The following is a 24051-nucleotide window of genomic DNA, read 5'->3' on the forward strand; positions in this document are numbered from 1 at the left end:
TGGAGGAAATTTATAAGTTAGGAGAACATAGTTATTTATGCTCAAATGTTAAGTTTCGTACATATGTATCGATACTTTATGGTTTAAATTACTCCATATTATTTGTTACTGAAAAATGATTTGGCATGTTTGAAAGGCAAAGTATATCCCATAAATAATGAGCGATATTCCAGATATAATTGTAATTAGAGATAACATACGTACATTTAACATTTTACGGAATATACTAGAAGTACTTGCCATGGTAATATCCCATAAAAAGATACCTAAAATGATACCCAAGCTGTATAACAAAAGCTGTTCTTTACTATAAGAGGTAGCAGCTTTTGCTAATATAGAACCGAAAATTCCAAGCCAAAATAGAATGGTTAATGGATTGGATAGGGACATAAAGAAACCAGAAAAAAAAGTTCTAATAATTGAATCCTCACTTTTCCTGCTTGTAATACTAATTTGATTTGCACCTTTTAAACTTTCTATACCTGTATAAATCAAAACAAAGGCTCCGAAAGACCATAGGAAAAGTTTTATGACATCTTTTTCAAGAAAATGAATTACACCAAAATAAATAAGTATCATATACAAAATATCTGCTATTAAGGCACCTATTCCTAGAATCCATGCGTGAAAAAAGCCACTTCTAATACCTTTTTCAAATTGTGCAGCATTAATAGGCCCAATAGGAGCAGATAATGATAAACCTAGGAAAACATAACTTAAAAATATGCTCACTTATAACAAGCTCCTCCCACTAAATTTTATCTATACTAAATCTATTCAGTAGTTAATGTTTGTACAACTAAATAATAAATGTTTTAATCTTGAAACCTTTATTATTTGTTGCTTTTTCATATAGAAATATATCAATTATGTATTGTTTATTTAAAGTGAACATAGCAAATTATTTTGATATGCTTTTAGTAATATTTTCATATTAAAATAATTTGCTAAAATCAGAAATTAATTCTCCTAATGAAAAAAAGGTTTTGTTATTTATAACTTATTCTTATGCAAAAATTTTATTATTCGGGAAAACGGGCACTTTGATGGAATTGTTTCGTCATCACGCAAAAAATATTGCTGCCATTCGTAATTTTCTTTTTGACCATAACTTTTAAGTGAAGGATGAACTGGAGCTGTGTCATAGGTAGTCAAACGTTGACGAATTAAGTTTTTAAGTTTCTGACTGCGTTTGTGAGACTCCATAATTCCTTGTAAGACCCATCGAGGGGTTATAGCAAGCATCATACATGGAAAATATCTACTTTGTCTTTTGACATGGGCAGGAGTAGCACAATAAACAAAATATGATTCATTATGGAAACAAAACTCCCATGTGTTTTCCATAGGGTCATTTGGAATATGATTAGGCCATTCCTTCTCGTCCAATTTGCTAGTTTGATTAAGAATAGACCAATAAACATGTTCAAATTTTTTAACTGTAGCTTCTTCGACAAGTTCCTTTGGTGTTTCAATAAAAACAATAAGAGAGGCGTATTTACCTGTGCCTTTAGAGCATTCTGTGTATGTCTTAAGTAACTTAGCTAACTTTTTGCTAGCATTTGGCTTTCTAGGATCACCTATAAATCCATATCTGAGGTGGTTGGATGTAAAACCATGTTGTGCAGGGATACAAGGAAAAGGCCTATCTTTATCGGTCATTTTTAAAACGAAAGAGTGGAAAGCATGTTGTTGCCACTTTGGAAGATTAGTAATGTCCCTTTGTAGAGACACTTTATCGTAAAGTGTAATCATGTTTTATTCCCTCCATAAGCAATAATATATAGGGTATTAATTATTAAAGAATAGGTGACTGACTAGATAACAGTCTGTGCCTTTATAACCTGCTATAATAATTGGATATGGTTAGTATTTCTTCGGAAGTTGCTGTTTTTGCTCATGATATACACTTTTGTTATTCCATAAAATTTGAAAAGTATAAAAAACATGACGGTACAATGTTCCCATTAATCCTTTTTTACTAATATGTTTTTAAGGTAATAAGAAAGGATGGATCGTTATGAGTGAATATAAGGAAGGAAAAATCCGCTTTATAGATTGCAAAGGAAAGGAGATAATTTTGAAGATTAAAACAAAAAATGTAAAGGAAAAGTGAAAGGGAGGTAAGTATATTTTCATATCATTTATGTTCAAATAAATTGCTTAATTATCTTATCAAAATTAAACTACCTGTAAGTTTCTTTTATAAAATTAACTTCAGAAGAATAGGAGGGGCCCTACAAAGGCGGTTATGTTAAAATGAGAATCCGGATGTATTCCTTTTTATTATTTGCATTCTAAGAGTGCATTTGAATTAAATTCATATATAAAAACCCCTTTCTTCTCATAAGAAGAAAGGGATTTTTTATGTATTCAACTTTTTATTGAAGAGGTTGTTGGTGATTTTGTGCTACATTTAGAACTGTTTGTGTAGTCGCTAAATTTACTTGGAGTTGTTTTTGCACATTAGAAGGGAAAAGATGTACTCAAATCAAAAATTACATAAAATGGAATGTATATATTGTATAATTCGTAGCATATTAAAAATATAGGGGGTGATACAATATGGCAAAGAATAAGAGCGGAAATCGTAATGAATTATTGGTTCAAGGTGCTGAAAGTGCACTTGATCAAATGAAATATGAAATTGCACAAGAGTTTGGTGTACAACTTAGTGCAGACACCACAGCTCGTGCAAACGGTTCTGTTGGTGGTGAAATCACTAAACGCTTAGTAGCAATAGCTGAACAACAACTTGGTGGTGGATTTACTCGTTAATTTCACCTCAAAATAGGAAAGATTAGAGTAAGTCGTATTGTTGATTATTGGAAGTTCAGCAGACTACAGTGGTTAACATATACATCTTATGTCTTCTGTATTAAATTCATGAAATAAACTCTCATAACGAATGCATTTGTACTCAAAGATAGTTGATAATCTCAAATAATAATCTTTGAGTATTTTATTTGTAAAATTCTTTTCCAAATTACAAACACATACTTTGTGGGGAAGGTGTTTCCCATGAATCATAAAAAATCCTTTGTAAGAACAAATATACTTAAAAATTTATTTTCAATATTGAAAAGTATACTGACTATGATATTTTCAAAAGGGAGGCATCTTAAAATGGGTGTATTAAGTGGAAATCCTCAAAATGAACCTTTACATTATGGAGAAGTATTTGATATTTGGAGTTATCTTCTTGCAGCGCAGGGAGCAGTTGCTGGCCACCAAGTATATATTAACCACACGGGTGATGAAGATTTAAAGAAGTTCTTAGAAAACTTAATTGAGAATGATATGACTTCTGAAATAGAAGAACTAAAAGCTCTTTTAAAGGCAAATGGAGTAGCTTTACCACCAGCACCTCCAGAAAGACCGGTTGCATCAATTGAAGATATCCCTCCTGGTGCACATATCAACGATGCTGAAATTACAGCAGCTGTTTCTGCAGGACTTGCAGCCGGTCTAGTAACTTGTAGTCAAGTGATGGGAAAATGCCTTCGAGAAGATGTAGGCATGCTATTTGGACAATTCCATATGAAAAAAGCACAAGCTGGGGCGACTTTACTACGTCTTAGTAAGAAAAAAGGTTGGGTAGTTCCTCCACCATTACATGTGCGAAATTCTGAACAAGCATAATAAAAAAGTGGCTGAAGGCCACTTTTTTATTTCCGTTTATTAATTGTATCATTCGCTTTTTTAGTACAAAGTACTTTTTCTATTTCAGAACGATTTAAATATTCATGTGAGATCTCCATAGCGTATCTATCATGATGTATATTAGTTGATTCTTGTGAATCGTTGTCTCCATGTAAAACAACTTTCTTCATATAGATGTGAAAAAATACTTCTATTACACCAATAAGAAAAGCCGCCCAAAATGCAGATGCTCCAATATTACGAGTTAAATCTATATCTGTTAAAAGGTATGTTAATGCCCAAACTCCTACAAGGCTCAAACCCAAATCAGCTATGGTAGCCACCGTATTTCCATACTTAGGTAAAATAAATAAATCTCCTATTAAATACGCAGCTCCCGTAATTATTAATGAAATAAACAAAACTCTAGAAATTGAGATATCTTGGAAAATGCCTAATATCATCAATAATACAGCACTAATAGCTGTATATTTTATTAATAAGGCAACAATATGTTTCATGAATGTTCCTCCTATTTTTTAACCTTCATGTAGGAATAAATCTTCTCAATAAAACGGGTTGCGCCTTCATAAAGCAAACCCCGTTTCATTGTGTTCTGGAGGTCTTTTCATTACATGATACTCATATGGCACGAGTTTTTCGCTCTCCTACACAATAGTATTTTGTGGAATATAAGCATGATTTATGCTTTAAAATGATAAAAATCAATACCTAAAAAAGGACTATATATTTTTGGAGGATTTTTTACATATTAAAGAGTGAAGGAGGTGACATAACATGCCAAACAATAACAGTGGAAGCAGCAATCAATTATTAGTACGTGGCGCTGAACAAGCTCTTGATCAAATGAAATATGAAATCGCACAAGAATTTGGTGTGCAACTTGGTGCAGACGCAACAGCTCGTGCAAATGGATCTGTTGGTGGTGAAATTACAAAACGTCTAGTATCATTAGCTGAACAACAACTTGGCGGTGGAGTTACTCGCTAATCATATATAATACATGGACATAAAGGAGAGACTATTCGCCTCTCCTTTTTAAATTCGAAAAAGTTATTGGGTATAATAACTAACAATATACAAGTTGCATTTTAAAATTTTATTATAATAACTCAAAGTATATCTTTCGTAATTTTTCTCATTAAATCGGCTCACCTGTAAAAGATATTCATCCAAACCTTTGGGTATTAATAAATAAAGTATGCAGCAGTGATAGATTTCTTTTACTTTATTGTATTTGTCGGCACTTTTAGTAATACAGAAAGTAAACACTGATAATAAATTTAATCTAAAAGATTTTATTAACCCTTGAACGAATGATGTCCAGAGAGATAGGGAATATTACTAAATATAAAAGGAGGGAAAAACATGAAGAAAAAAATATCATCTATATTAGGTACTTTATTATTAGCTTTTATGGTTTTAGGTACAAATGTTCATGCTGAATACAATGACAATAACATCGATAGAGTTAATAATAATGATATTACAACTCGAGTTAATGATAATAACATGAATAGAGTTAATAATGATATCAGAACTCGGAATGTAAATACAACAAATGACTTGAATAATGCTCGAGATAATGATAATAATAATTGGGCATGGCTTGGTTTATTAGGATTGGCAGGATTATTTGGTCTTAGAAGAAGAGAAAAAGAAACACGTTAATGTAGAACAAAATATTTAAATTTAAAGTATGCTTATTTATCAAAAGAATGGAAAAGAAGAAATATAAGTCGCCTTTAATAAGGCGATTTTTTAATTTCTCAAAAACATTAAGAATTACGCAGAGCGGCATATTATTAATATTGAAGAAATATAAAAAAGTGCCAGCAAGTTTGCAAATGAACTTGCTAACACCATAAATAAGAAGAAATGAAATATCGCTGATATACTCTTAATTTTGTATTAGATTTGCAATAAAAAATAACAAGAAATAATTATGAATGAATCAACATTTAAAGGAGGAAAATAGATAAGAGATTAATAGAATGGATTATTTTTACGAAATAAAGGAAAGTAAAAAGAATGATGACGTGTTGTAAACAAGGGTTAGAATTATTAGTAGACATGCAATATCGAGGTAATAAGAGAATGAGTATAAGCGGTTCTATTATGTATAAAAGAAAGTGGTTCAACAAATGAAGATGAAACATGCTTTTGGCCCAATCATTTTAGCGTGTATAATCTTTATGGTTATATTACTTATTCCATCTAAACATTTAGTTTCACTTATTAGTAATGAAAAGGTAGAAGATGCGGCGACTTCATTACAAAAAGAAAAAATTATATTGAAGAAATTATGTATTTATGGCTTGGTATTGATTAATTAGATTCTTGGAACAGGGATTTATATTATTCATCATCGCAGCTGGTACCAATCCCAATTGATAACGTTATTAGCCGATACAGTATTAGGAAGCGCTCAAATTATATTAGAGAAATAGCTAGCTTACCATTAAAAGAACATACTTACTTCTTGGAAAAAGATGGGGTGACCATAAAAAAATAGGACAAAATTGCTCCTGTTTTTTTATGGTCGTATAGAGAAATGGTAAAGCTATTCTCAATATTGATACGATCTGTTATTAATTATAACAATTATGGATAAATCCAAATAAATTTTTCTAACAAATGTCATCCTAATATTGGAAAGAGATGTGTATTGATAATTCTATGTTTAATGTATGAAAAATTTATCTGTAGCCTTTGTATTACGAGAATTAATTATTGATTGTTATTAGTGTTATTTCCGTTATTTCCATTATTTCCATTTTGTCTTTCATCTTGCTCTTTTTGTTCAGAAGGCTCTTCTGTTGGATCTGGTTCTTGTTCATCCACACCATTATTGCAACCAAATAATAATCCTGTCGATAAAACTGTAGCCATTAGAGCAAATAAATATTTTTTCTTTTTCATGGAATGTTTCCTCCTTTTTATCAGACTGCCATTAATATTTACTTGGAAAGAGGATACTATGTAGAATTCATCTTTACTTTTTTTTCCATTATATCAGAGGTAGCTTATTTGTTTTGGTAAAATCAATAAAATTTAAAGAGTGGGATAAAATTGTACTAACATCAATTGTTAGGAGTTATTAATAATGAAGCTGTCTTATTTAACACTAGAATTAGTAACTGGATTTTTCTTTTATTTATCCTTATAAAAGTACTCGGTAAAAAAATAATAAATCAAGCTACACCATTCACATTTATTGCAGCGATTGTTTTAGGAGAGTTACTAGAGAATGCGTTATACGATGATAAAGTGGGAGTGCAATATGTCATCTACGCTATGTGTTTATGGGGAGGTTTATTGTTTGCGGTTGAAATTTTAGGGCATAAGTTTTTAAAAATGCGCGGGTTTTTTAAGGGGAAACCGGTGGTGTTGATTCGAAATGGAGTAGTAAATCGCGATCAGCTCAAAAAAAGTCGCATGAACTTAAATCAGCTTCAAAGCATATTACGACAATCGGAAACGTTTTCAATGCGTGAGGTTGCATATTGTTATTTAGAAGCAAATGGTTCCCTTAGTATATTAAAAAAGTCAGCTTATCAAAAGACAACGCAAGAGGACTTCAATCTTCCGAGAACATCTGTTCATGTGCCTGTAACAATTATTAGCGATGGAGAAGTATTACAGGATGAACTAAATGATCTTGGAAGAGACGAACAATGGATAAAATTTGAACTAAAAAAACAGGGGATTACTGAGTATAAACATGTATTTATTGCAGAATGGTTAGAAGAAGATGGCTTATTCATTCAAACTTTTGATTGTACAATATAGTTGTAACAGTATCTTGGATTGCAGATTATACTTCTGTGTAATAAAAAATAGGAGCTTTTTATGCTCCTATTTTATGTCAAGATGCTGTAAGAATAAAGTGGCCGAAACATAACGTTTCGCTAACATTTGTACATATGCGGTATGGACAGAAAGGGTTGCGATAATAATCGCATTACGAATAGCTTCTCGTTGTTCATTGTTGATTTGGTCAAATTTACTTGCGATTTTATCCGCTTTTTCTTTTACAGTATTTTCAATTGTATGAATGGTATCAGTTGCGTTTAATTGTAAACAGCCGCCTTGATTCAACTCTTCAAATAAAGAGGAATAAGCGACGTATAAATGAACAGGGTTAATTAAATCATCACTACGATCGGCTGGATCATTTACAATAAGTCTTAATAACTTACGTATAGATTCAAAGTCCAGTGCAGTTTTTAAATCTTCTACAATGAATAGTAATGCTGCTTGTTCAATTGAGTATTTTTTTCCTTTTTGTGGTGAACCAATCATTTCTTTTATATCTCGTTTTACCCAGTTTTGCATAGCTGTAACAGAAAAACTAGTATTTTCAATTTGATTACCAAGCGCAACAATCTCATTTAAAGAAAAACCGATATCTGTGTCTTCAATTTTAATCAGCTTTTCAAAAATAGGTGAAAGAGCGGTTGTAATAAACGCTGTAACACTTTGGCCACACTCAATATCTTTTTTATGTGACTTTGCCCAAGCTTCTTGTAAAATAACGAGAGGTTTTTTTGTATTCCATCCTCTAAGAGATAGAAGGAGCGTCGCCATTTCGTTTCGTGTGAGATGAAATGTTTCCATCTTTTCACCTCCAAAATTTAAAAAGTTCTTATGACCATATAATATGTTTTGTTGCTTGTAAAGTCAATTCTGTTTTTCTTTATTTTTCCTGTTTATTTATATTATTAATAAAGTTAAGTAAATAATACTTGCTTATTATAAAAAAAGTTCATATAATAAGTTCATAAGAACTTTTTATTTAACTTTAAAATAAATCTATCATTCTTATTTTAAAGAAAGATAGATTTAACATATATCTATAGTAAAAGGAGAATGAATATAATATGTTGAAAAAACTCGTTACAGTAATGACCGCATTAATGGTTGTTTTTGGGGCTAGCAGCTTTGTATTCGTAGATCATGCAGCAGCGAAAAGTTACAAATCTGGTAAAAAATCATTTACACCAAGTTCAGGTCAAAAGTCAAAAGTTGATTTAAACAAAAAAGATTCCAATGTGAATGCACAGAAAACAAATCCTGATACAAAAACAAAAGCATCAAACACAGCACCAAAGAGTAATAAAGGAAGCTTTATGAAAGGTTTATTACTTGGTGGTCTTGGTGGTTTACTAATGGGAAGCTTATTCGCAAACATGGGAGCACTTGGTTCTGTATTAGCATTCATGGTAAACATGTTAGTAATGGCTGGTATCGTAATGTTAGCGGTTCGAGCATTTAAATATTTCAAAAACCAACGTAAGAAACAGGCGGAAGAAGCAGCATGGAGACGATAAAAATTTCGGAACAAGAGCTGATAAACGCACTGTGTGTATATATCGCAGAAAAGCGTCAAGTTGAACCAGAAGCGGTATTAGTTGAACTGATGTATGATGATGACTATGGTTTTTCTGCTGAAGTAGAAGTAAATGGTCGCGAGCAAATTTTAATTCAAGCAAATTTAATTGAAGCACTTCGCTTATGGCTTGATAAGGAATACAATGTCAATCCGTTCGCAGCAAGATTACAGCTTGAGTTAGATGATGAAGAAGGTATTACCGCACTAGCGAATTTAAATAACTCGGATGAGTAGTGAAAAGGAGCTGTTGAGAGTAATCTCGACAGCTCTTTTTAGTATGCGCATTTTTAAATGGTGTAAGGATAGAAGTCAACGGTTCGAAAAAAACAATGACTAATAAGATGTTATAGAATACAATGCTTGTTTTTGTAAACACTAAGTTTCGTACATAGTTCAAGTAACGGAGGGAATACGATGGAATATCAACAACATGGTTCTACAAATGATACATTACTTCATTTTAAAGAAGGTCTTGGAAAATTCACACAGCAAATCCCTGAAATTGCAGAAGCGTATAATGCATTTACACAAGCTTGTTTTCAAGAGGGAGCCTTAACGAAACGCGAAAAGCAGCTTATTGCACTAGGTATTAGTTTAGCGACGCAAGATGAATATTGTACGATCTATCATACAAAAGGGTGTATTGATCAAGGATGCTCTGATAAAGAAGTTTTAGAAGCGTGTGGTGTTTCGGCAGCGTTTGCTGGTGGAGCTGCGATGAGTCAAGCAGTAACTTTAGTACAGGAGTGTATGGTAGAACTCAAAAGTCAGAATCATTAAATGAAAGAGGTATCTTCTTAAAAATAGATTTTTTCATTTTTAAGGAGAGCCTTTTTATTTTTTTAGATATCAAACTTGAAATATTAGAACTTTCCATTACGGTATAAGTAAAATTCTTCCGCTTGTTTTTATTCGTTCAACGGCTTCATGAGCGAGGGGAGCGTCTATGAGTGAATAAGTGCGATCGATTTGTATTGAAAGCTTACCATTTTGTATCCATGTAACGAAATCTTGAATATATTGAGACCAATTTTTCATGTAAGGAAGACCGTTCGTTCTTGTTATAAAGAGGGAACCTTTTTCTTGAAGGGTCATTAAATCGAATGGGGGTACATAGCCACTAGATTGCCCATAACTTATAAAATATCCACCAAGAGAAAGACTATTTAGATTTGCTTCAAATGTATCTTTTCCAACGCCATCGTAAACGACATATACTCCTTGGCCGTTAGTAATTCGTTTCACTTCTTTCGCAATATCAGATTGCGTAGAAATGATTACTTCATCAGCACCAGCTGCAGTTACATATTGAGCTTTTTCTTGCTTTGATGTAATACCAATGACGCGGCCAGCACGAATTTTTTCCATTTGGCATAGAAAAAGTCCAATTCCACCGGCCGCTGCTTGAACCAAACACCAGTCATCTTTTTTATAGGATAGGCATCATGCGTGAAGGCCCACGCTAGAAATCCTTGAATTAATCCTGCAGCTGCCTGTTCAAAACTGATGCCATCTGGAATGGGAATTAATCGCTTGGATGGAATTAAAACATGACTAGCATAAGTTCCGCTTCCGCCGGCACAAACAACCCGATCTCGAACTTGAATGTTATCCACTTCAGGACCAATTGATTCAACAACCCCAACGCCTTGACTTCCTATTGGAGTTGGTAGTGTTGTTTGAAGTCCGCCTTTTTTCTGATAAAAATCTTGTTTAATTAAATCACCTCGTCGGTTAGTTACTAAAAAATTAATCACGACAGAAACGCTTCCAAATAATAAAAAGGAAATTTTATTTAAAACAACTTCTTTAGGAAAGGAATTATTTCATTTACATCAGGCGCTACATGAAGAAATTAATAAAGGAGTTATTCGATTTTTAAATAGATACACTCAAGATGAATTAAAGTTTGTTTCTCGTTTCTTAGGTGATACCTTAGAAGCATCGTGGGTAAAAATTGAACACGATTCAATAGATGACAAGGAAGTAAACAGAAACCAATAAAAAATTGAAAAGCATGTAATTTATAGATTTTTAAGTATATATGAACACCTTATGAATTTGAGAAAGTTTAAAAACTGTTCTATGGACAAGTTCCCTTGATCTATAAATGGTGTAGAGAAGATGACTAGGCAACTGGATGTTTTCATCTGCATTCAACATAAGAAAGGGGACAAAATGATGAAAAGGAAAAGTAAACACTTTCAAGGTTTTCAAAAGGCTATGTTAAGTTGCGGGGTATTATTTACGGGAGTATTAACATTTGGTTTTACAGAAAAAGCTTCAGCGCACGGATATGTAGAATCGCCAGCCAGTCGCTCTTATTTATGTAAACAAGGAGTGAATACAAACTGTGGGCCAATTCAATATGAGCCTCAAAGTGTAGAAGGACCTGGTTCATTTCCTCAGCTTGGACCATCTGACGGACAAATCGCTGGAGCGGGACATTTTCCAGATTTAGATGTGCAAACGGTTGATAGATGGAAGAAGGTGCCATTAAGTGGTGGAAAAAATACATTTCAATGGAAATTAACGGCACCACATAGCACAAAAGAATGGAAATACTATATTACGAAAAAAGATTGGGATCCTAATAAACCATTGAGTCGTTCTGATTTAGATCTAGTACCTTTTTATGTAAAGAATGATGGGGGAATCAGGCCAGGGACAACAGTTATTCATGAGGCCAACGTACCTACTGATCGAAATGGATACCATCTTATTTTAGCTGTTTGGGAAATTGCTGATACTGGAAATGCTTTTTATCAAGTTATAGATGTGAATCTTGTAAATAATGGTGTGACTGATTCGGCGCATCAATCTTCATATCTTGATTTACCTTCTTCGCATCTATTTTAGGTCAACAGTAAATAAAGAAAGGTCATTCATTGTATAGAGTGAATGACCTTTTTGTTAATAAAAGTATAAAACTAGGAAAGAGATTGAATAAAAGAGTCTAGTACAGTATTAAATCGCTCTGTTTCTTCTAGAAATGGGCAGTGACAGCTGTTCTCAAAAATAACGAGTTTGGAATTATGAATATGTTCATGCAAATGTTCTCCTGCGGAAACCGGGATTAATTTTTCTTCTCTTCCAAAACAAAGCAAAGTTGGTTTTGTGATTGTCTTTAACTCTTTACGGTAATCAACAACAGATTGATCGAATAAAATAGCGCTCGCAATAGATGCGGGAACTTTTGTGACTTCCTCAAGCATCCAAGTTGAATCTTCTATGGAAAGTGGATTTTTAAACATGAGAGGAATAAAGCCTTTTAGAAACTCAGTTTGATTTGTTTGAATCTCTCTCATGAAATGAATTAGCGTCGGGAAATCAACGGCACCGATTGGGAAATCAGGCCATTTAAAATCCGACGCTAATTCATCAACAATAACAGAAGCTTTAATATTTTTCTCTCCGAATTGCTTTATATATTCCCATACAACAAATGCCCCCATTGACCAGCCTACTAAGATAACATCTTTTAAAGATAAACGCTCTATAAAAGCGTGTACATCATGGGCATAGTTTGTAATTGTATGTCCATTTTCAATATGAGGAGAGCGCCCGTGGCTTCGTAAATCAATTGAAATCGCACGATATTTTTCACTGAAATAAGGGATTTGCTTATGAAAAAAACGGCTGCTCATCCAAACTCCATGAATAAAAAGAATAGGTGTACCTTTTCCTTGGTCTTCGTAGTATAAGTCCACACCATCTTCAAGCTTTATAATAGCCATAATGGAAAACCTCCTTTTAATAAATGGTCTTTTAATGATTTTATTCCGCTTTTCAAACTTATTTCCTCTTATTATAGGAGAACTAAGGTGTTTTTTTTTGTAAATATAATAGAAACTTGATTTTATTTATAAAAAAATGCGCTTAAAATATTGTCATATTTGCTTCTTTAAGATATCCTTTTCATGAAGAGGTGGAAATCATGGAAAAAGTACTAGTTTTCGGGCATAAAAACCCAGATACAGATGCAATTTGTTCTGCGATTGCTTATGCAGAGCTGAAAAAAGAATTAGGAATGAATGCTGAGCCTGTACGTTTAGGTGAAATCAGCGGTGAAACTCAATTTGCGTTAGATCATTTTAAAGTAGAAGGACCGCGTTTTGTTGAGACAGTAGCAAACGAAGTGGACAACGTTATTTTAGTTGACCATAACGAACGTCAACAAAGTGCTAACGATATCGAAACTGTTCGTGTGTTAGAAGTTATTGATCATCACCGTATTGCTAACTTTGAGACAAGCGATCCTTTATACTATCGTTGTGAGCCAGTTGGTTGTACAGCTACAATTTTAAACAAAATGTACAAAGAAAACGGCGTTGCAATTCGTAAAGAAGTTGCAGGTTTAATGTTATCTGCAATTATCTCAGATTCTTTACTATTTAAATCTCCAACTTGCACAGAACAAGATGTAGCTGCAGCTCGTGAATTAGCGGAAATCGCTGGTGTTGACGCAGAAAGCTACGGCCTAGAAATGTTAAAAGCTGGTGCAGATTTAAGCGGTAAAACAATGGAGCAATTAATCTCACTTGATGCAAAAGAATTCCAAATGGGTGATGCAAAAGTTGAAATCGCACAAGTAAACGCTGTTGATACAAACGACGTTCTTGTACACCAAGCGGAATTAGAAAAAGTAATCTCTGCAGTAGTAGAAGAAAAAGGTTTAGACCTATTCTTATTCGTTGTAACTGATATCTTAACTAACGATTCTGTTGGTCTTGCGATCGGTAAAGCAGTACAAGCTGTTGAAAAAGCATACAACGTAATGTTAGAAAACAATACAGCTACTTTAAAAGGTGTTGTATCTCGTAAAAAACAAATCGTTCCTGTATTAACAGAAACATTCCAAGCTCTATAAGAGTAACTTTGAAGGTAAAAGAACAAGCAGATATACAGTCTGCTTGTTCTTTTTTGTTTTTAGGAAGGATAAAATTCCAGACATTAACGTCTGGAATTTTAATATTCTGTATAGGGAAAATAGAAATTGGATAGGAAGAAAAGAAAAACCTGATATTTTTATCTTTGAATGAAAAATGCTATGATTTTATTATTAAATTTAAGAGAATATGAAGTAAAGTATATGGAATTGAAGGAGCAAAGAGGTGAGAACTTAATAATGAAAAGGCTATGCATCATTCCATGTGGAAAAAAGAAGATTTGGGATAAGTATCCTGATAAGGGACCAACAGAAGCGAAAAATGTATACATTAGTCCATTCGGAAAAGCCTGTCAAGCATATGCTTCTCAATTTTTTACACATTGGGTTATTTTATCGGCAAAGCATGGATTTTTACTTCCAACCGATATCGTAAAAGAAAACTATGACCTTGCTTTTAATTCGAAAAGCGATGAGATTATTCGTATAGAACAATTAAAAAAACAGATGATTGATAAAAAGCTGTTAGACTTTGATGAAATTATCTTGCTTGCAGGAAAGAAACATAAAAAAGTGGTGACAAAGTTATATCCAGAAGAGATCATTTCTTATCCATTAGAAGGCTGTAAAGGGATTGGGTATATGTTGCAGAAATTAAAGTGTGCGGTTGAAAATCATAACGAGATTTAGTAAAGATGCTGTACATAAAGGAGTTGCGTATTATTATAGTTATAGGTTTATAAAAATTAGATAAGGGGATTTAAAATGTCCTACAAAAATGAAATTGAAAAATTACTATGTATGCTCGATCGCTTAGAAATTCATGAGGTAGAAATTTTAGATATTACAGAAGAAATGATGCCTGTTTATATATTTTCAAGAGATGAATTTGAGGAAGGACAATTAGGTTATCGTGTAGGAGGGTTAGAGAATGAATCTTTTATTGGAAATGAAAAAGGAGATTGGCAAGAAAGCTGGTTTGTTATTGGATATGAGGAGTTAATGGGCGATCCATTTTTTGTTGATGTAAAAGATGTAAATTTCCCAGTGTATACAGCTGAACATGGAATGGGGGAGTGGGATCCACTTTTACATAGCGATTCACTAGAAGAATTTTTAACTGAATTAACATATCGAGATGAAGATTAATCATTCGTTCATGAAAAAAGGGGGCTATAGAAATTCCCCCTTTTTTTGACAGAGAACCTTCATTTAGAACATGTATAATTTATTACTTGTTCCATACGGCTTCTTATTTCTTTAACTGGTGGTTTTTTATCGTATACATCAACATATGAAAAATGATAATTTAAATTTCTAATAAGACCTTTTCCAATTTTTGCACTTAGGAAAGGAAATACTTGTCCGGTGTAGTCATCAAGGGATTTGCAGTAGTATTTTTCATCTAAATAAATACTGTATTTACATGTTAGTTCTACTAATGGATTCCCCTCAGAATCATATACATCTTTAGATTCAATAATATCTATTAGTGCAAATCTATCATTAAGATAAACTTTCTTCTTTTCAGGCTTATTAGAAAGAATAAAAGCGAGACCTAGTGCATTAATCAATACGTTTCCTCCTACAAATGTAAACAAAGATATTAATAAAATATCTTGATACATGTTAAATGTAAAGAGATAAAGTGAATGGTAAAAGATTACTGTAAATATTATTAAAGGATTTCTAGAAGATAAAAATATTATAGAGTTGGATTTATATAAAATTTTAACGCTTTATCCGGAAGAATTTTCCTTCCTCAAGCGTGTGCAGGGCGATAGCTCGTGGTCTTACGACTAATTCGTTAGCTAATAAAAGTAACGACTAACCGAGAAGTCCTCGCTTCAAACAGCTCGTAAGAGCGTTAAGTGGCGGGTAGTTCACAGACAAGATGTAGGGAATTTAGCTGAAGTAGGTGTTGCAAGTGAATATAAAATAAATGAAGCCCTGCAAGGGAAGTAGCAGGGCTTCGTAAGGGTATTGTCGAGAATGTCGGACTCGACAAAGTAATCTTAACATGAATTTCTTGGAAAGAAACCTGGTAAATGTGTCCAAATGAATGGAGGCCTAGTGCGGATAATATAAGAAACCCTTCAAACAAAGGCAAAGAGACCTACTTCCCGCTGCAGGTCTCTCTGACTAGATAATGTTGATGAGCAATAACCCATCTGGAGTACTTTTATCGTAACAAATGAAAGTAATTTTGTGTATTGAGAAAAAAATGAAATTACAACCGATGTTAGCTGTATCTACAGCACATTTTTTTGTTTTGATGTTTTGTATGATTTACATGCTAAGTATAAAATGAAAAAAGACCTGCAAGTAAAAAGCAGGTCGTAAGAAGGGGTTTAATCCAATAGATTACTTAGATGTTAACAATTGTGATGAGTGAAGTCCATAGGTTGTGTATTGAGAAACTTTGTATGAATAATATTAACGCCTTGTTTTCTTGAAAAAGATGCTAAAAAGCTTTTTATATGAAAATAAAGGCCGGTATTTATAAAGAGATTCATATTTCCAAGCATCACGACTAGAAAATTTGAGTTGTTTATTTGAAGAACGAAAACCAATTAGATTATTGTTGCGTTTCATAAATAAACCTCCCTTAATTTGATGCGGATATATTATAGTAGTGAATGTGTAATTTGTATGAGAAATAGTTTTAATGAGAATCTTTCCTTTTCATTATCTTATTGAAATCCCTTTTTCATAAGTGTCTTGTTTCTTCTTAATGTGTTGTAACCCATAGAAAGCAACTAACACCCCAATACTTATTAAAATCCAAAAGGAAGAGAAAGAGAGAATGATAAGGAAACAAACTATTAAACTTGAAGAGAGTACTTTATTAAATAGACCTGGTAATAATTTATATGCTGCAAAGATTCCACAAATGGCATTACAGATAAAGAAAGCATTTGCAATAGCTACGATTTGTTCAACTGTAATGAGATGATTATATAGACAGATAAATGCAATGGCATGTATGCCGATTAATAAAAGTAAAGAATAGGTTGGTACGTTCGATTTCGTGCGATATGAAAGTTTAGATAGCTTCGTAATATGTTTGGTTTCAGATGCGATAAGACGTGAGACCCCTCCAACAACTAATAAATATGTACTCATGCAAAGTACAGTAGTAATAAAGGCGATAAGAGGAATAGCAAACTCTCCAAATAAAGTAGCTAATATGGCTGTTATCCGTAAATTTTCTTGATTTGAACCAGAAATTTCAATCCACTGGGTAGCACCTGCTACAACAAGGCAAACAATCGTTACAGTAAGCGTACTTATAGCAATTGCTTGTGGAATAGTTTTCTTTCTATTTTTGACATCCATACTGTAGTTCCCAATAATCTCCCAACCAACTAAAGCCCAAAAGAGCAATAAGATGCTATATCCAAAATCTTCGAAAGAAAATTGTGTTTGAAATAGCTGTTCGGATCGAAAATGAGGAATAGAACTGATTCCTCCACTTAATAAAAGAACGGTTGCAGCTGTGGAAAAAATAAATGATACTTTTCCAATAGATGAAATATCTAACAATAGAATCAATACACAAATTCCCATTAAAAGAACGCCTAAACCCTCTAGCGGTACTTTAAAGTTTGGGAATAAAGCAGTTATATATTGACTAGCTGTCATGAGAACAGCAGTAGGTCCTAGGCATCCTGCTATTATAAAGAAAATAGAAGTTAATTGTTTCATAGAAGGTCCAAATGCTTGATCTACTGCGTGCGCCACTCCAGATTCACTAGGGAAGTGAATACTTAACTTACCAAATAGTGAAGCAAAAAGAAATCCAACCCCCATAATAAGGAGCCAAGCAATAATGGCGTAATCTCCAGTTGTTTTGTAAATAAGTGGGGGGAGTAAAATGATTCCTGATCCTAAAATTGGACCGATAATTAAACCGCTGAGAAGTACGGGGCCTAATTTTTTCTTTCTCATACTTGAATACATCTCCTTTTGGATAATTAAAATCTATGAGTTTCTTTTATTGTAATTGGGGTTTATCTATCAGTAAAATAGATATATATGAAGTTAATAATCGGAAATCGTGATGTTAGAATGGAGAGATTGAAGTGGAGATTCGGCATTTAAAAACTTTTAAAACGATTGTTGAGTTAGAAGGGTACACACGAGCAGCCGACTTTTTAGGATACGCTCAATCTACTGTAACAGGGCATATTCAAGCAATTGAACAAGAAATGGGACAACCTTTATTCAATCGGTTAGGGAAAAAAATGGTGTTAACAGATGTAGGGAAGCATTTACTGCCTTATGCGAATGAAATGATTGCTTTGTCCGAGAAAGCAAAACAAATCCCAAGCGTGAATAATGAGATTACTGGAAAAATTGTAGTTGGTGCTCCAGAATCATTAACAATTTACCGATTGCCCTCTATTCTTCATGAATACAAAAAGAAGTATCCAAAAGTAAAAATTACATTAAAAGCTTCAACGTGTAGGGAATTGAGAAATGATTTAAAGAGTGGAAATATAGATATTGCTTTCCTCTTAGACACCGAGCGTCATGAAGAGGATTTACATATTGAGCAACTTGTAATGGAGCAAATGGCTTTTGTTTTTCCGAAAGATTATATTGTTATACAAACAGATTCGCAAAATGTCCAATTTTCTCAAGAGGAAACCTTTTTGTACACAGAACGCGGATGCAGTTACCGAGCATTTTTTGAGCATTATTTACAAAGACAAGGGATTCAGCATGAGAGTACGTTTGAATTTTGGAGCATTGAGGCAATCAAGCAATGTGTAATGTGCGGATTAGGAATTTCATTATTGCCAATTATTACGATTGAGCAAGAGCAGAAAGACAAGAGACTACATGCTGTCATTTCAAATGAAACAAAGTTTACAACACAACTTTCCTATCATAAAAACAAATGGATTTCTCCAGCTTTACATGAGTTTTTAACGATTATACGTAAGCATGCGAAGAAATGGAGGGAAGTAGGGAGTACAATGAGTTTTAAGTGATGATATAATACTAGTAGATGAAAGAATAAGAAAAGCAGGTGAATCTTTTTTGTTTACAAAAGCACAAGAACTTTTAGCGTCCTATTTTGGTTACTCGTCATTCCGCAGAGGGCAAGATGAGACAATTAAAAATGTACTGGATGGAAAAGATACCGTTTGTATCATGCCAACAGGCGGCGGTAAATCGATTTGTTATCAAATTCCAGCATTAGTGTTTGAGGGGACGACATTAGTTATCTCGCCTCTGATTTCACTTATGAAGGATCAAGTAGATACATTAGTACAAAACGGGATTTCAGCTACATATATTAATAGTTCAATTTCTATTACAGAAGCAAACCAACGAATTCAGTTAGCGAAACAAGGTCATTATAAGCTGTTATATGTGGCGCCAGAGCGTCTTGATTCAATGGAATTTGTGGATCAATTAATAGATATGAAAATACCGATGATAGCAATTGATGAAGCGCACTGTATTTCGCAGTGGGGGCATGACTTCCGCCCAAGTTATTTACATATACATCGTATTTTAGACTATCTTCCAGAAAAACCACTTGTACTTGCGTTAACCGCAACTGCGACACCACAAGTACGTGAAGATATTTGTCATGCGCTAGAAATCGATCAAACGAATACAATAATGACAACCTTTGAACGGGAAAATTTATCATTTTCGGTGATTAAAGGACAGGACCGAAATGCATATTTAGCGGATTATATTCGTCAAAACAAAAAGGAATCTGGAATTATTTATGCAGCGACAAGAAAAGTTGTCGATCAGTTGTATGAAGATTTATATCAAGCAGGAGTTTCAGTTGCGCGTTATCATGCCGGAATGAATGATCATGATCGTAATGAACAGCAAGAGCGATTTTTACGTGACGAAGTGAGTGTAATGGTAGCGACATCGGCATTCGGTATGGGGATTGATAAATCAAACATACGATATGTTATTCATTATCAACTTCCGAAAAACATGGAAAGTTATTATCAAGAAGCAGGACGTGCTGGTCGTGACGGATTAGATAGTGAATGTATCTTGTTATATTCTTCGCAAGACGTACAAGTGCAGCGCTTTTTAATTGATCAATCTACTGGGGAATCACGTTTCTCAAATGAACTAGAAAAATTGCAGCATATGACAGATTACTGCCATACGGAACAATGTTTACAATCATTTATTCTAGAGTATTTTGGTGAGGAACCGAAAGAAGATTGTGGACGCTGTGGGAATTGTACAGATGAACGTGAGAGCGTCGACGTTACGAGAGAATCACAAATGGTCTTATCGTGTATGATTCGAACAAACCAGCGATTTGGAAAGCAAATGATTGCACAAGTGTTAACCGGATCAAAAAATAAAAAAGTAATTGAATTTAATTTTCATACATTACCAACATACGGTCTTTTATCGAATCGTAGCGTAAAAGAAGTAAGTGAGTTTATTGAGTTCTTAATTTCAGAAGAGTTAATTGCAGTGGAACATGGGACGTATCCAACCTTAAAGGTAACAGCAAAAGGGAAAGAAGTGTTACTCGGAAATGAAAAAGTGCTACGGAAAGAAAGGGTAGAAACAAGGCAAATTGTGCAAGATCATCCGTTATTTGAAGTGCTACGTGAAGTGAGGAAAGAAATTGCACAAGGAGAAGGCGTACCACCGTTTGTTATCTTCTCTGATCAAACGTTAAAAGATATGTGTGCGAAAATGCCACAAAGTGAAAACGAGTTACTACAAGTAAAAGGGATTGGAGAACATAAACTTGCGAAGTACGGTTCTCACTTTTTACAAGCAGTTATTCATTTTATTGAACAAAACTCAGATTACGCTGAAACGATTAAAACAGAAGTTGTTACGGAACGCAAAAAATCTGGAAAAGCATCAGCAAATTCTCACTTAGAAACGTATGAAATGTATAAACAAGGAACTGAGTTAAGTACAATTGCAAAAGAAAGAGGTTTATCACGCCAAACTGTCGAAAACCACTTAATTCGTTGTTATGAAGAAGGTATGGAAGTAGATTGGTCAAGTTTTGTACCGGCAGAATATGAATCTCTTATTGAAACAGCAATGCAGCATGCAGAAGGCGGATTAAAATCTATTAAAGAACAACTTCCAGATGAAGTGAGTTACTTTATGATTCGTGCTTATTTACAAATAAGAAAATAGAGAAGTATTAAGGGGACAGGGAAATGCACTATGTATTTGTTTACGGCACATTAAGAAAACAACAAGCAAATGCGCATTACTTATATGGGGCAGTGTGTGTTGCTGAATTTGCTTGGACATGTGGCCGATTATTTGATACAAATGAAGGATATCCTGCGATGATTTCTTCTACAAAGGAAAAGGTGTATGGAGAAATGTATGAAGTCAATGATGAAGTGTTGCAAAAGTTAGATGAACTCGAAGAATATACAGGGAATCCAGAGACCGATTTGTATAATAGAATTACGCAATCGATTTATTTTGAGAATAAAGAAATACATGCACATGTATATACGGCACAGAATAAAAAAATGTTACAGAAACCAATCACTTCTGGCGATTGGGTAAAGTATAAACATGAAATAGCAATGTAGCGAAATTGTTAGAGGAAGAATTCAATCATAGTAATCCTTCGTAAAGCTAATTATCAGGAAGCATCTTTACTTGGCAAAATAATTTGCATCTTGTATACTATATGTGCACAGGCCATCACGCTCCTTCCTTCTATTCACTCTTTGGAAATTAGGGGTGTGGCTTTCTTGTGCATTTTATATTACATACTAACTCTGAAAATCAGGAACAGCTTTTTGCAAATAGTGGCAAAATAGTTAATCCCTGATTTTTTTATTTTTACATATAGAGGATGATGAAACTTGAAACAATGGAACAAGATGTATTTGAAACAATCAAAAGTAATGCTTCCGGAAGGGAACAGGTCACTTCCTGCACCAATACTTGCTAGTGCACTGAAGAATATTCATAGCCTAGGTTTTACTTTTTCATCTGAGCTGTTGCAGGCAATACAATTACTAGCAATAGAGGAGTTTCTACCGTGGTATCAAGATCTACTCTCTCTATTAGAAGAGAGAGTAGGTAGTCATGTCACATATAAACCTTTTTATCCGAATTTTCCAGAAGAGGTGATGGATGAGGAGGAGAGTCAGCTTTATATAAATGCGATTTTGCATTATTGGTTTGGACTAAGACCAGACACAATAAAGATAGAGCGACCGCCTTTTGCAGAAAAACATGAATTGCGAGTATTGTCACTTGGAACATTTTCAGGCTTTTTAAGCACGATAAAAGAACGTATAGCTGCCAATAGTAGTTTATCCCAAGATTATAAAGAAGATATAAGTGAAGTATTAGCAAACTATGAATATTACTATGAATTATTACCAAGTGAAATTCTTCATCATGAAAATAAAGCTGTGGTATTAAGTACGCTTGTAAAGTATCGTGATGTATCGTTTAATCTAATTGCTCCTTACATACAAACATGTACAGATGTGCTGCGGCTTATTGTTGCATACAGTGAAGGTGATGTAAGTTTAGCAACTCCAACAAAGTTTCAAAGAATCCCAAGGAAATTACGCCGTCTATTTTTATCTTGCATTGAGAAATGTGGAGATTCATGTGAAGATATGGTTCGTCATAGAGAAATGTGGAAGCGTGTAGCAAAAGAACTACACCCTTTTCAATATAAAAAACGATATCCAAAAGCTTGTGCGGCATTTCATGTTGTCGTGAATGATATGCGAATTCACACGTACCGAAGTGAAGTAGAAGCGTTATTAAACGAAGGGGATATTACAAAAGCTGCTCAAGTTTTAGCTTTACGTCCTGGTGAATTCGGAAGACGGTTAGATCTATTTTTGCGCCGAGGCGATATAGAAGAAATCTTATCACAATATAGTACAATAGCCAATCAAATCAGCACGCCTGTTCTGTTGCAAATACATTCGCATTTTCAAAACCGTGTGGAACAAAAGCCGATGCGTGTCTTTTTTCCAAAAGGAAATATAGCAAACGTATATGCAAGGGAAAATACGCTTCCTCTGCTTAGTGAGTATGTATGCGGACGGGTAGTGAAAATTACTGAAGAGGCATTGTGTACACATTTTAAATCACTTCCTTCTTTAGGGAAAGTATATGTGGATCCAAATTTAAAACAATATTTGGTTCCGTTTTCTCAACGTTCTGCGAGTAAAAGTTTGCGGACACTTGTGCGAGGCAGTGTTGAACCAATAGCGAATGGTCATACACTTCGTTTCTTTTTATATTGGAGCGAAGGGATAGTGGATGGAAAGAAAACGGGTCGTGTAGATGTTGACTTATCAGCTGTTTTATACGGAGATGATTGGAACTATATGACGCATATTGATTACACGGCTCTTAAATCAAATTTATTTCAAGGGGCTCATAGTGGGGATATTACGTCTGCGCCAAAAGGAGCATGTGAATTCATAGACTTAGATATACAATCGATTCGAGATTGTGGCGGAAGATATGTTGTAATGAACGTTTTTTCTTTTACAGGACATTTATTTGCAGAATTGCCAGTCTGCTTTGCAGGCTGGATGTTGCGAAGTAAACCGCAGTCAGGAGAAATATTTGACCCACGAAATGTGATAAATCGCTTAGATTTAACAAGTAACTCGACAATTTCAATCCCGATTATCTTTGACTTAAAGGAAAATAAAATGATATGGGCTGATATCGAGTTAAAACAGTACCCGATGTATGCGAACAATGTGGATGGTAATGAGAAAGGAATTGTACTAATGGGGAAAGCTTTAACATCTTTAATGAAACCACATTTATATGACTTATTCATTCTACATGGAAAGGCTCGTGGTATTCTCGTAGATAAGAAAGAAGATGCTGATACAGTGTTTTCCGTAGAGGCTGAAACGATGTTGCAACATGGTACAATTATGTCTGAATATATGAAATGAAAAATATGTTTTATTCAGATTAACATCATTTTTATAAAAGAGGCAAAGGATTCACCCTTTGCCTCTTTTATATTTTAGAAAATTCTCAATTAAACTATTGACTTTATGAATGGATTTTTTATACAATTGTATTTCGACTGAAAATTTCGAACGGACAGGAG

At 33.8% G+C, this 24051-nt stretch carries 27 protein-coding genes and 1 pseudogene; 17 read left to right on the top strand and 11 right to left on the bottom strand.

Going from position 1 to position 24051, the window contains the following annotated elements; translation table 11 throughout:
• Nucleotides 1-105: 105 nt before the first annotated feature.
• The gene (locus tag Y7E_RS0100080; RefSeq protein WP_017149274.1) at nucleotides 106-732 is read right to left on the bottom strand and encodes a LysE family transporter; all 627 of its coding nucleotides are present in this window, start codon (nucleotides 730-732) and stop codon (nucleotides 106-108) included.
• 261 nt (nucleotides 733-993) lie between these two features.
• Nucleotides 994-1755, bottom strand: coding sequence for a YqcI/YcgG family protein (locus Y7E_RS0100085; RefSeq protein ID WP_017149275.1), 762 nt, complete (start codon nucleotides 1753-1755; stop codon nucleotides 994-996).
• Nucleotides 1756-2565: 810 nt separating this feature from the next.
• Between Y7E_RS0100085 and Y7E_RS0100095 the strand changes: the two genes are divergently transcribed.
• Together Y7E_RS0100095 and Y7E_RS0100100 are read left to right on the top strand one after the other, a co-directional pair.
• Nucleotides 2566-2778, top strand: coding sequence for an alpha/beta-type small acid-soluble spore protein (locus tag Y7E_RS0100095; RefSeq protein ID WP_017149277.1), 213 nt, complete (start codon nucleotides 2566-2568; stop codon nucleotides 2776-2778).
• A 348-nt stretch (nucleotides 2779-3126) separates the two neighbouring features.
• Nucleotides 3127-3642 (top strand): DUF3231 family protein, encoded by a 516-nt coding sequence (locus Y7E_RS0100100; RefSeq protein WP_017149278.1) that lies wholly within the window; start codon nucleotides 3127-3129, stop codon nucleotides 3640-3642.
• A 26-nt stretch (nucleotides 3643-3668) separates the two neighbouring features.
• On the opposite strand, the gene Y7E_RS0100105 is transcribed toward Y7E_RS0100100, so the two are convergent.
• Nucleotides 3669-4163 (bottom strand): YndM family protein, encoded by a 495-nt coding sequence (locus Y7E_RS0100105; protein ID WP_017149279.1) that lies wholly within the window; start codon nucleotides 4161-4163, stop codon nucleotides 3669-3671.
• A gap of 277 nt (nucleotides 4164-4440) precedes the next feature.
• Between Y7E_RS0100105 and Y7E_RS0100110 the strand changes: the two genes are divergently transcribed.
• The 3 genes and pseudogenes from Y7E_RS0100110 to Y7E_RS0100125 all read left to right on the top strand — a co-directional run.
• Nucleotides 4441-4653 (top strand): alpha/beta-type small acid-soluble spore protein, encoded by a 213-nt coding sequence (locus Y7E_RS0100110; RefSeq protein ID WP_017149280.1) that lies wholly within the window; start codon nucleotides 4441-4443, stop codon nucleotides 4651-4653.
• 378 nt (nucleotides 4654-5031) lie between these two features.
• Complete coding sequence (locus Y7E_RS0100115; RefSeq protein ID WP_017149281.1) at nucleotides 5032-5334, top strand: WGxxGxxG family protein; 303 nt, start codon at nucleotides 5032-5034, stop codon at nucleotides 5332-5334.
• Between the two features lie 473 nt (nucleotides 5335-5807).
• Nucleotides 5808-5954, top strand: a pseudogene (locus Y7E_RS0100125) (D-alanyl-lipoteichoic acid biosynthesis protein DltD); the annotation flags it as partial.
• Nucleotides 5955-6393: 439 nt separating this feature from the next.
• On the opposite strand, the gene Y7E_RS0100130 reads toward Y7E_RS0100125, so the two are convergent.
• Nucleotides 6394-6585, bottom strand: coding sequence for a hypothetical protein (locus tag Y7E_RS0100130; protein ID WP_017149284.1), 192 nt, complete (start codon nucleotides 6583-6585; stop codon nucleotides 6394-6396).
• A 165-nt stretch (nucleotides 6586-6750) separates the two neighbouring features.
• Between Y7E_RS0100130 and Y7E_RS28815 the strand changes: the two genes are divergently transcribed.
• Nucleotides 6751-7455 carry a DUF421 domain-containing protein gene (locus Y7E_RS28815; RefSeq protein WP_313771966.1) on the top strand — a complete coding sequence of 235 codons (705 nt, stop codon included), beginning with the start codon at nucleotides 6751-6753 and terminating at the stop codon, nucleotides 7453-7455.
• A 66-nt stretch (nucleotides 7456-7521) separates the two neighbouring features.
• On the opposite strand, the gene Y7E_RS0100140 is transcribed toward Y7E_RS28815, so the two are convergent.
• Nucleotides 7522-8283, bottom strand: a complete 762-nt coding sequence (locus Y7E_RS0100140) for a DUF1836 domain-containing protein (protein ID WP_017149285.1) — start codon at nucleotides 8281-8283, stop codon at nucleotides 7522-7524.
• A 263-nt stretch (nucleotides 8284-8546) separates the two neighbouring features.
• Between Y7E_RS0100140 and Y7E_RS0100145 the strand changes: the two genes are divergently transcribed.
• The 3 genes from Y7E_RS0100145 to Y7E_RS0100155 all read left to right on the top strand — a co-directional run bounded on the left by Y7E_RS0100145 (nucleotide 8547) and on the right by Y7E_RS0100155 (nucleotide 9838).
• Complete coding sequence (locus tag Y7E_RS0100145; protein ID WP_017149286.1) at nucleotides 8547-8996, top strand: hypothetical protein; 450 nt, start codon at nucleotides 8547-8549, stop codon at nucleotides 8994-8996.
• Nucleotides 8984-9292 carry a YxcD family protein gene (locus Y7E_RS0100150; protein WP_017149287.1) on the top strand — a complete coding sequence of 103 codons (309 nt, stop codon included), beginning with the start codon at nucleotides 8984-8986 and terminating at the stop codon, nucleotides 9290-9292. The genes Y7E_RS0100145 and Y7E_RS0100150 overlap by 13 nt, the downstream gene beginning before the upstream one ends.
• Before the next feature lie 180 nt (nucleotides 9293-9472).
• The gene (locus tag Y7E_RS0100155) at nucleotides 9473-9838 is read left to right on the top strand and encodes a carboxymuconolactone decarboxylase family protein (RefSeq protein ID WP_017149288.1); all 366 of its coding nucleotides are present in this window, start codon (nucleotides 9473-9475) and stop codon (nucleotides 9836-9838) included.
• A 96-nt stretch (nucleotides 9839-9934) separates the two neighbouring features.
• Here Y7E_RS0100155 and Y7E_RS33990 read toward each other — a convergent pair whose 3' ends face one another.
• On the bottom strand, nucleotides 9935-10426 hold the full coding sequence (locus tag Y7E_RS33990) for a zinc-binding dehydrogenase (protein WP_051128638.1): 492 nt from the start codon (nucleotides 10424-10426) through the stop codon (nucleotides 9935-9937).
• Nucleotides 10360-10815 (bottom strand): alcohol dehydrogenase catalytic domain-containing protein, encoded by a 456-nt coding sequence (locus tag Y7E_RS33995; protein WP_051128639.1) that lies wholly within the window; start codon nucleotides 10813-10815, stop codon nucleotides 10360-10362. Before Y7E_RS33995 ends, Y7E_RS33990 begins: the two co-directional genes overlap by 67 nt.
• A gap of 424 nt (nucleotides 10816-11239) precedes the next feature.
• Between Y7E_RS33995 and Y7E_RS0100165 the strand changes: the two genes are divergently transcribed.
• A complete protein-coding gene (locus Y7E_RS0100165) occupies nucleotides 11240-11917 on the top strand; it encodes a lytic polysaccharide monooxygenase (protein ID WP_017149289.1) in 678 nt (225 codons plus the stop codon).
• A 71-nt stretch (nucleotides 11918-11988) separates the two neighbouring features.
• Here Y7E_RS0100165 and Y7E_RS0100170 read toward each other — a convergent pair whose 3' ends face one another.
• Nucleotides 11989-12795 (bottom strand): alpha/beta fold hydrolase, encoded by an 807-nt coding sequence (locus Y7E_RS0100170; RefSeq protein WP_017149290.1) that lies wholly within the window; start codon nucleotides 12793-12795, stop codon nucleotides 11989-11991.
• A 200-nt stretch (nucleotides 12796-12995) separates the two neighbouring features.
• On the opposite strand from Y7E_RS0100170, the gene ppaC reads away from it, so the two are divergent.
• The 3 genes from ppaC to Y7E_RS0100185 all read left to right on the top strand — a co-directional run bounded on the left by ppaC (nucleotide 12996) and on the right by Y7E_RS0100185 (nucleotide 15095).
• On the top strand, nucleotides 12996-13928 hold the full coding sequence (gene ppaC, locus Y7E_RS0100175) for a manganese-dependent inorganic pyrophosphatase (protein WP_017149291.1): 933 nt from the start codon (nucleotides 12996-12998) through the stop codon (nucleotides 13926-13928).
• A 258-nt stretch (nucleotides 13929-14186) separates the two neighbouring features.
• Complete coding sequence (locus tag Y7E_RS0100180) at nucleotides 14187-14636, top strand: DUF6884 domain-containing protein (RefSeq protein ID WP_026049022.1); 450 nt, start codon at nucleotides 14187-14189, stop codon at nucleotides 14634-14636.
• A 75-nt stretch (nucleotides 14637-14711) separates the two neighbouring features.
• Nucleotides 14712-15095 carry a hypothetical protein gene (locus tag Y7E_RS0100185; RefSeq protein WP_017149293.1) on the top strand — a complete coding sequence of 128 codons (384 nt, stop codon included), beginning with the start codon at nucleotides 14712-14714 and terminating at the stop codon, nucleotides 15093-15095.
• 59 nt (nucleotides 15096-15154) lie between these two features.
• On the opposite strand, the gene Y7E_RS0100190 is transcribed toward Y7E_RS0100185, so the two are convergent.
• The 3 genes from Y7E_RS0100190 to Y7E_RS0100200 form a co-directional block, all read right to left on the bottom strand.
• Complete coding sequence (locus Y7E_RS0100190) at nucleotides 15155-15520, bottom strand: hypothetical protein (RefSeq protein ID WP_017149294.1); 366 nt, start codon at nucleotides 15518-15520, stop codon at nucleotides 15155-15157.
• Between the two features lie 862 nt (nucleotides 15521-16382).
• Nucleotides 16383-16541, bottom strand: coding sequence for a hypothetical protein (locus Y7E_RS33460; protein ID WP_017149295.1), 159 nt, complete (start codon nucleotides 16539-16541; stop codon nucleotides 16383-16385).
• A gap of 93 nt (nucleotides 16542-16634) precedes the next feature.
• Nucleotides 16635-17897, bottom strand: a complete 1263-nt coding sequence (locus Y7E_RS0100200) for an APC family permease (protein WP_017149296.1) — start codon at nucleotides 17895-17897, stop codon at nucleotides 16635-16637.
• Nucleotides 17898-18031: 134 nt separating this feature from the next.
• Here Y7E_RS0100200 and Y7E_RS0100205 point away from each other — a divergent pair, with 134 nt between their 5' ends.
• The 4 genes from Y7E_RS0100205 to Y7E_RS0100220 all read left to right on the top strand — a co-directional run bounded on the left by Y7E_RS0100205 (nucleotide 18032) and on the right by Y7E_RS0100220 (nucleotide 23890).
• On the top strand, nucleotides 18032-18946 hold the full coding sequence (locus Y7E_RS0100205; protein WP_017149297.1) for a LysR family transcriptional regulator: 915 nt from the start codon (nucleotides 18032-18034) through the stop codon (nucleotides 18944-18946).
• Nucleotides 18947-18995: 49 nt separating this feature from the next.
• On the top strand, nucleotides 18996-21113 hold the full coding sequence (gene recQ, locus Y7E_RS0100210; protein ID WP_017149298.1) for a DNA helicase RecQ: 2118 nt from the start codon (nucleotides 18996-18998) through the stop codon (nucleotides 21111-21113).
• A gap of 23 nt (nucleotides 21114-21136) precedes the next feature.
• Nucleotides 21137-21526: a gamma-glutamylcyclotransferase family protein gene (locus Y7E_RS0100215; RefSeq protein WP_017149299.1), complete on the top strand. Its 390-nt coding sequence runs from the start codon at nucleotides 21137-21139 to the stop codon at nucleotides 21524-21526.
• Between the two features lie 279 nt (nucleotides 21527-21805).
• Entirely contained in the window at nucleotides 21806-23890 is a 2085-nt protein-coding gene (locus tag Y7E_RS0100220; RefSeq protein ID WP_017149300.1) for a TerD family protein, read from the top strand.
• Nucleotides 23891-24051: the final 161 nt, after the last annotated feature.

This window comes from Bacillus bingmayongensis (assembly GCF_000299035.1).
GTDB lineage: Bacteria > Bacillota > Bacilli > Bacillales > Bacillaceae_G > Bacillus_A > Bacillus_A bingmayongensis.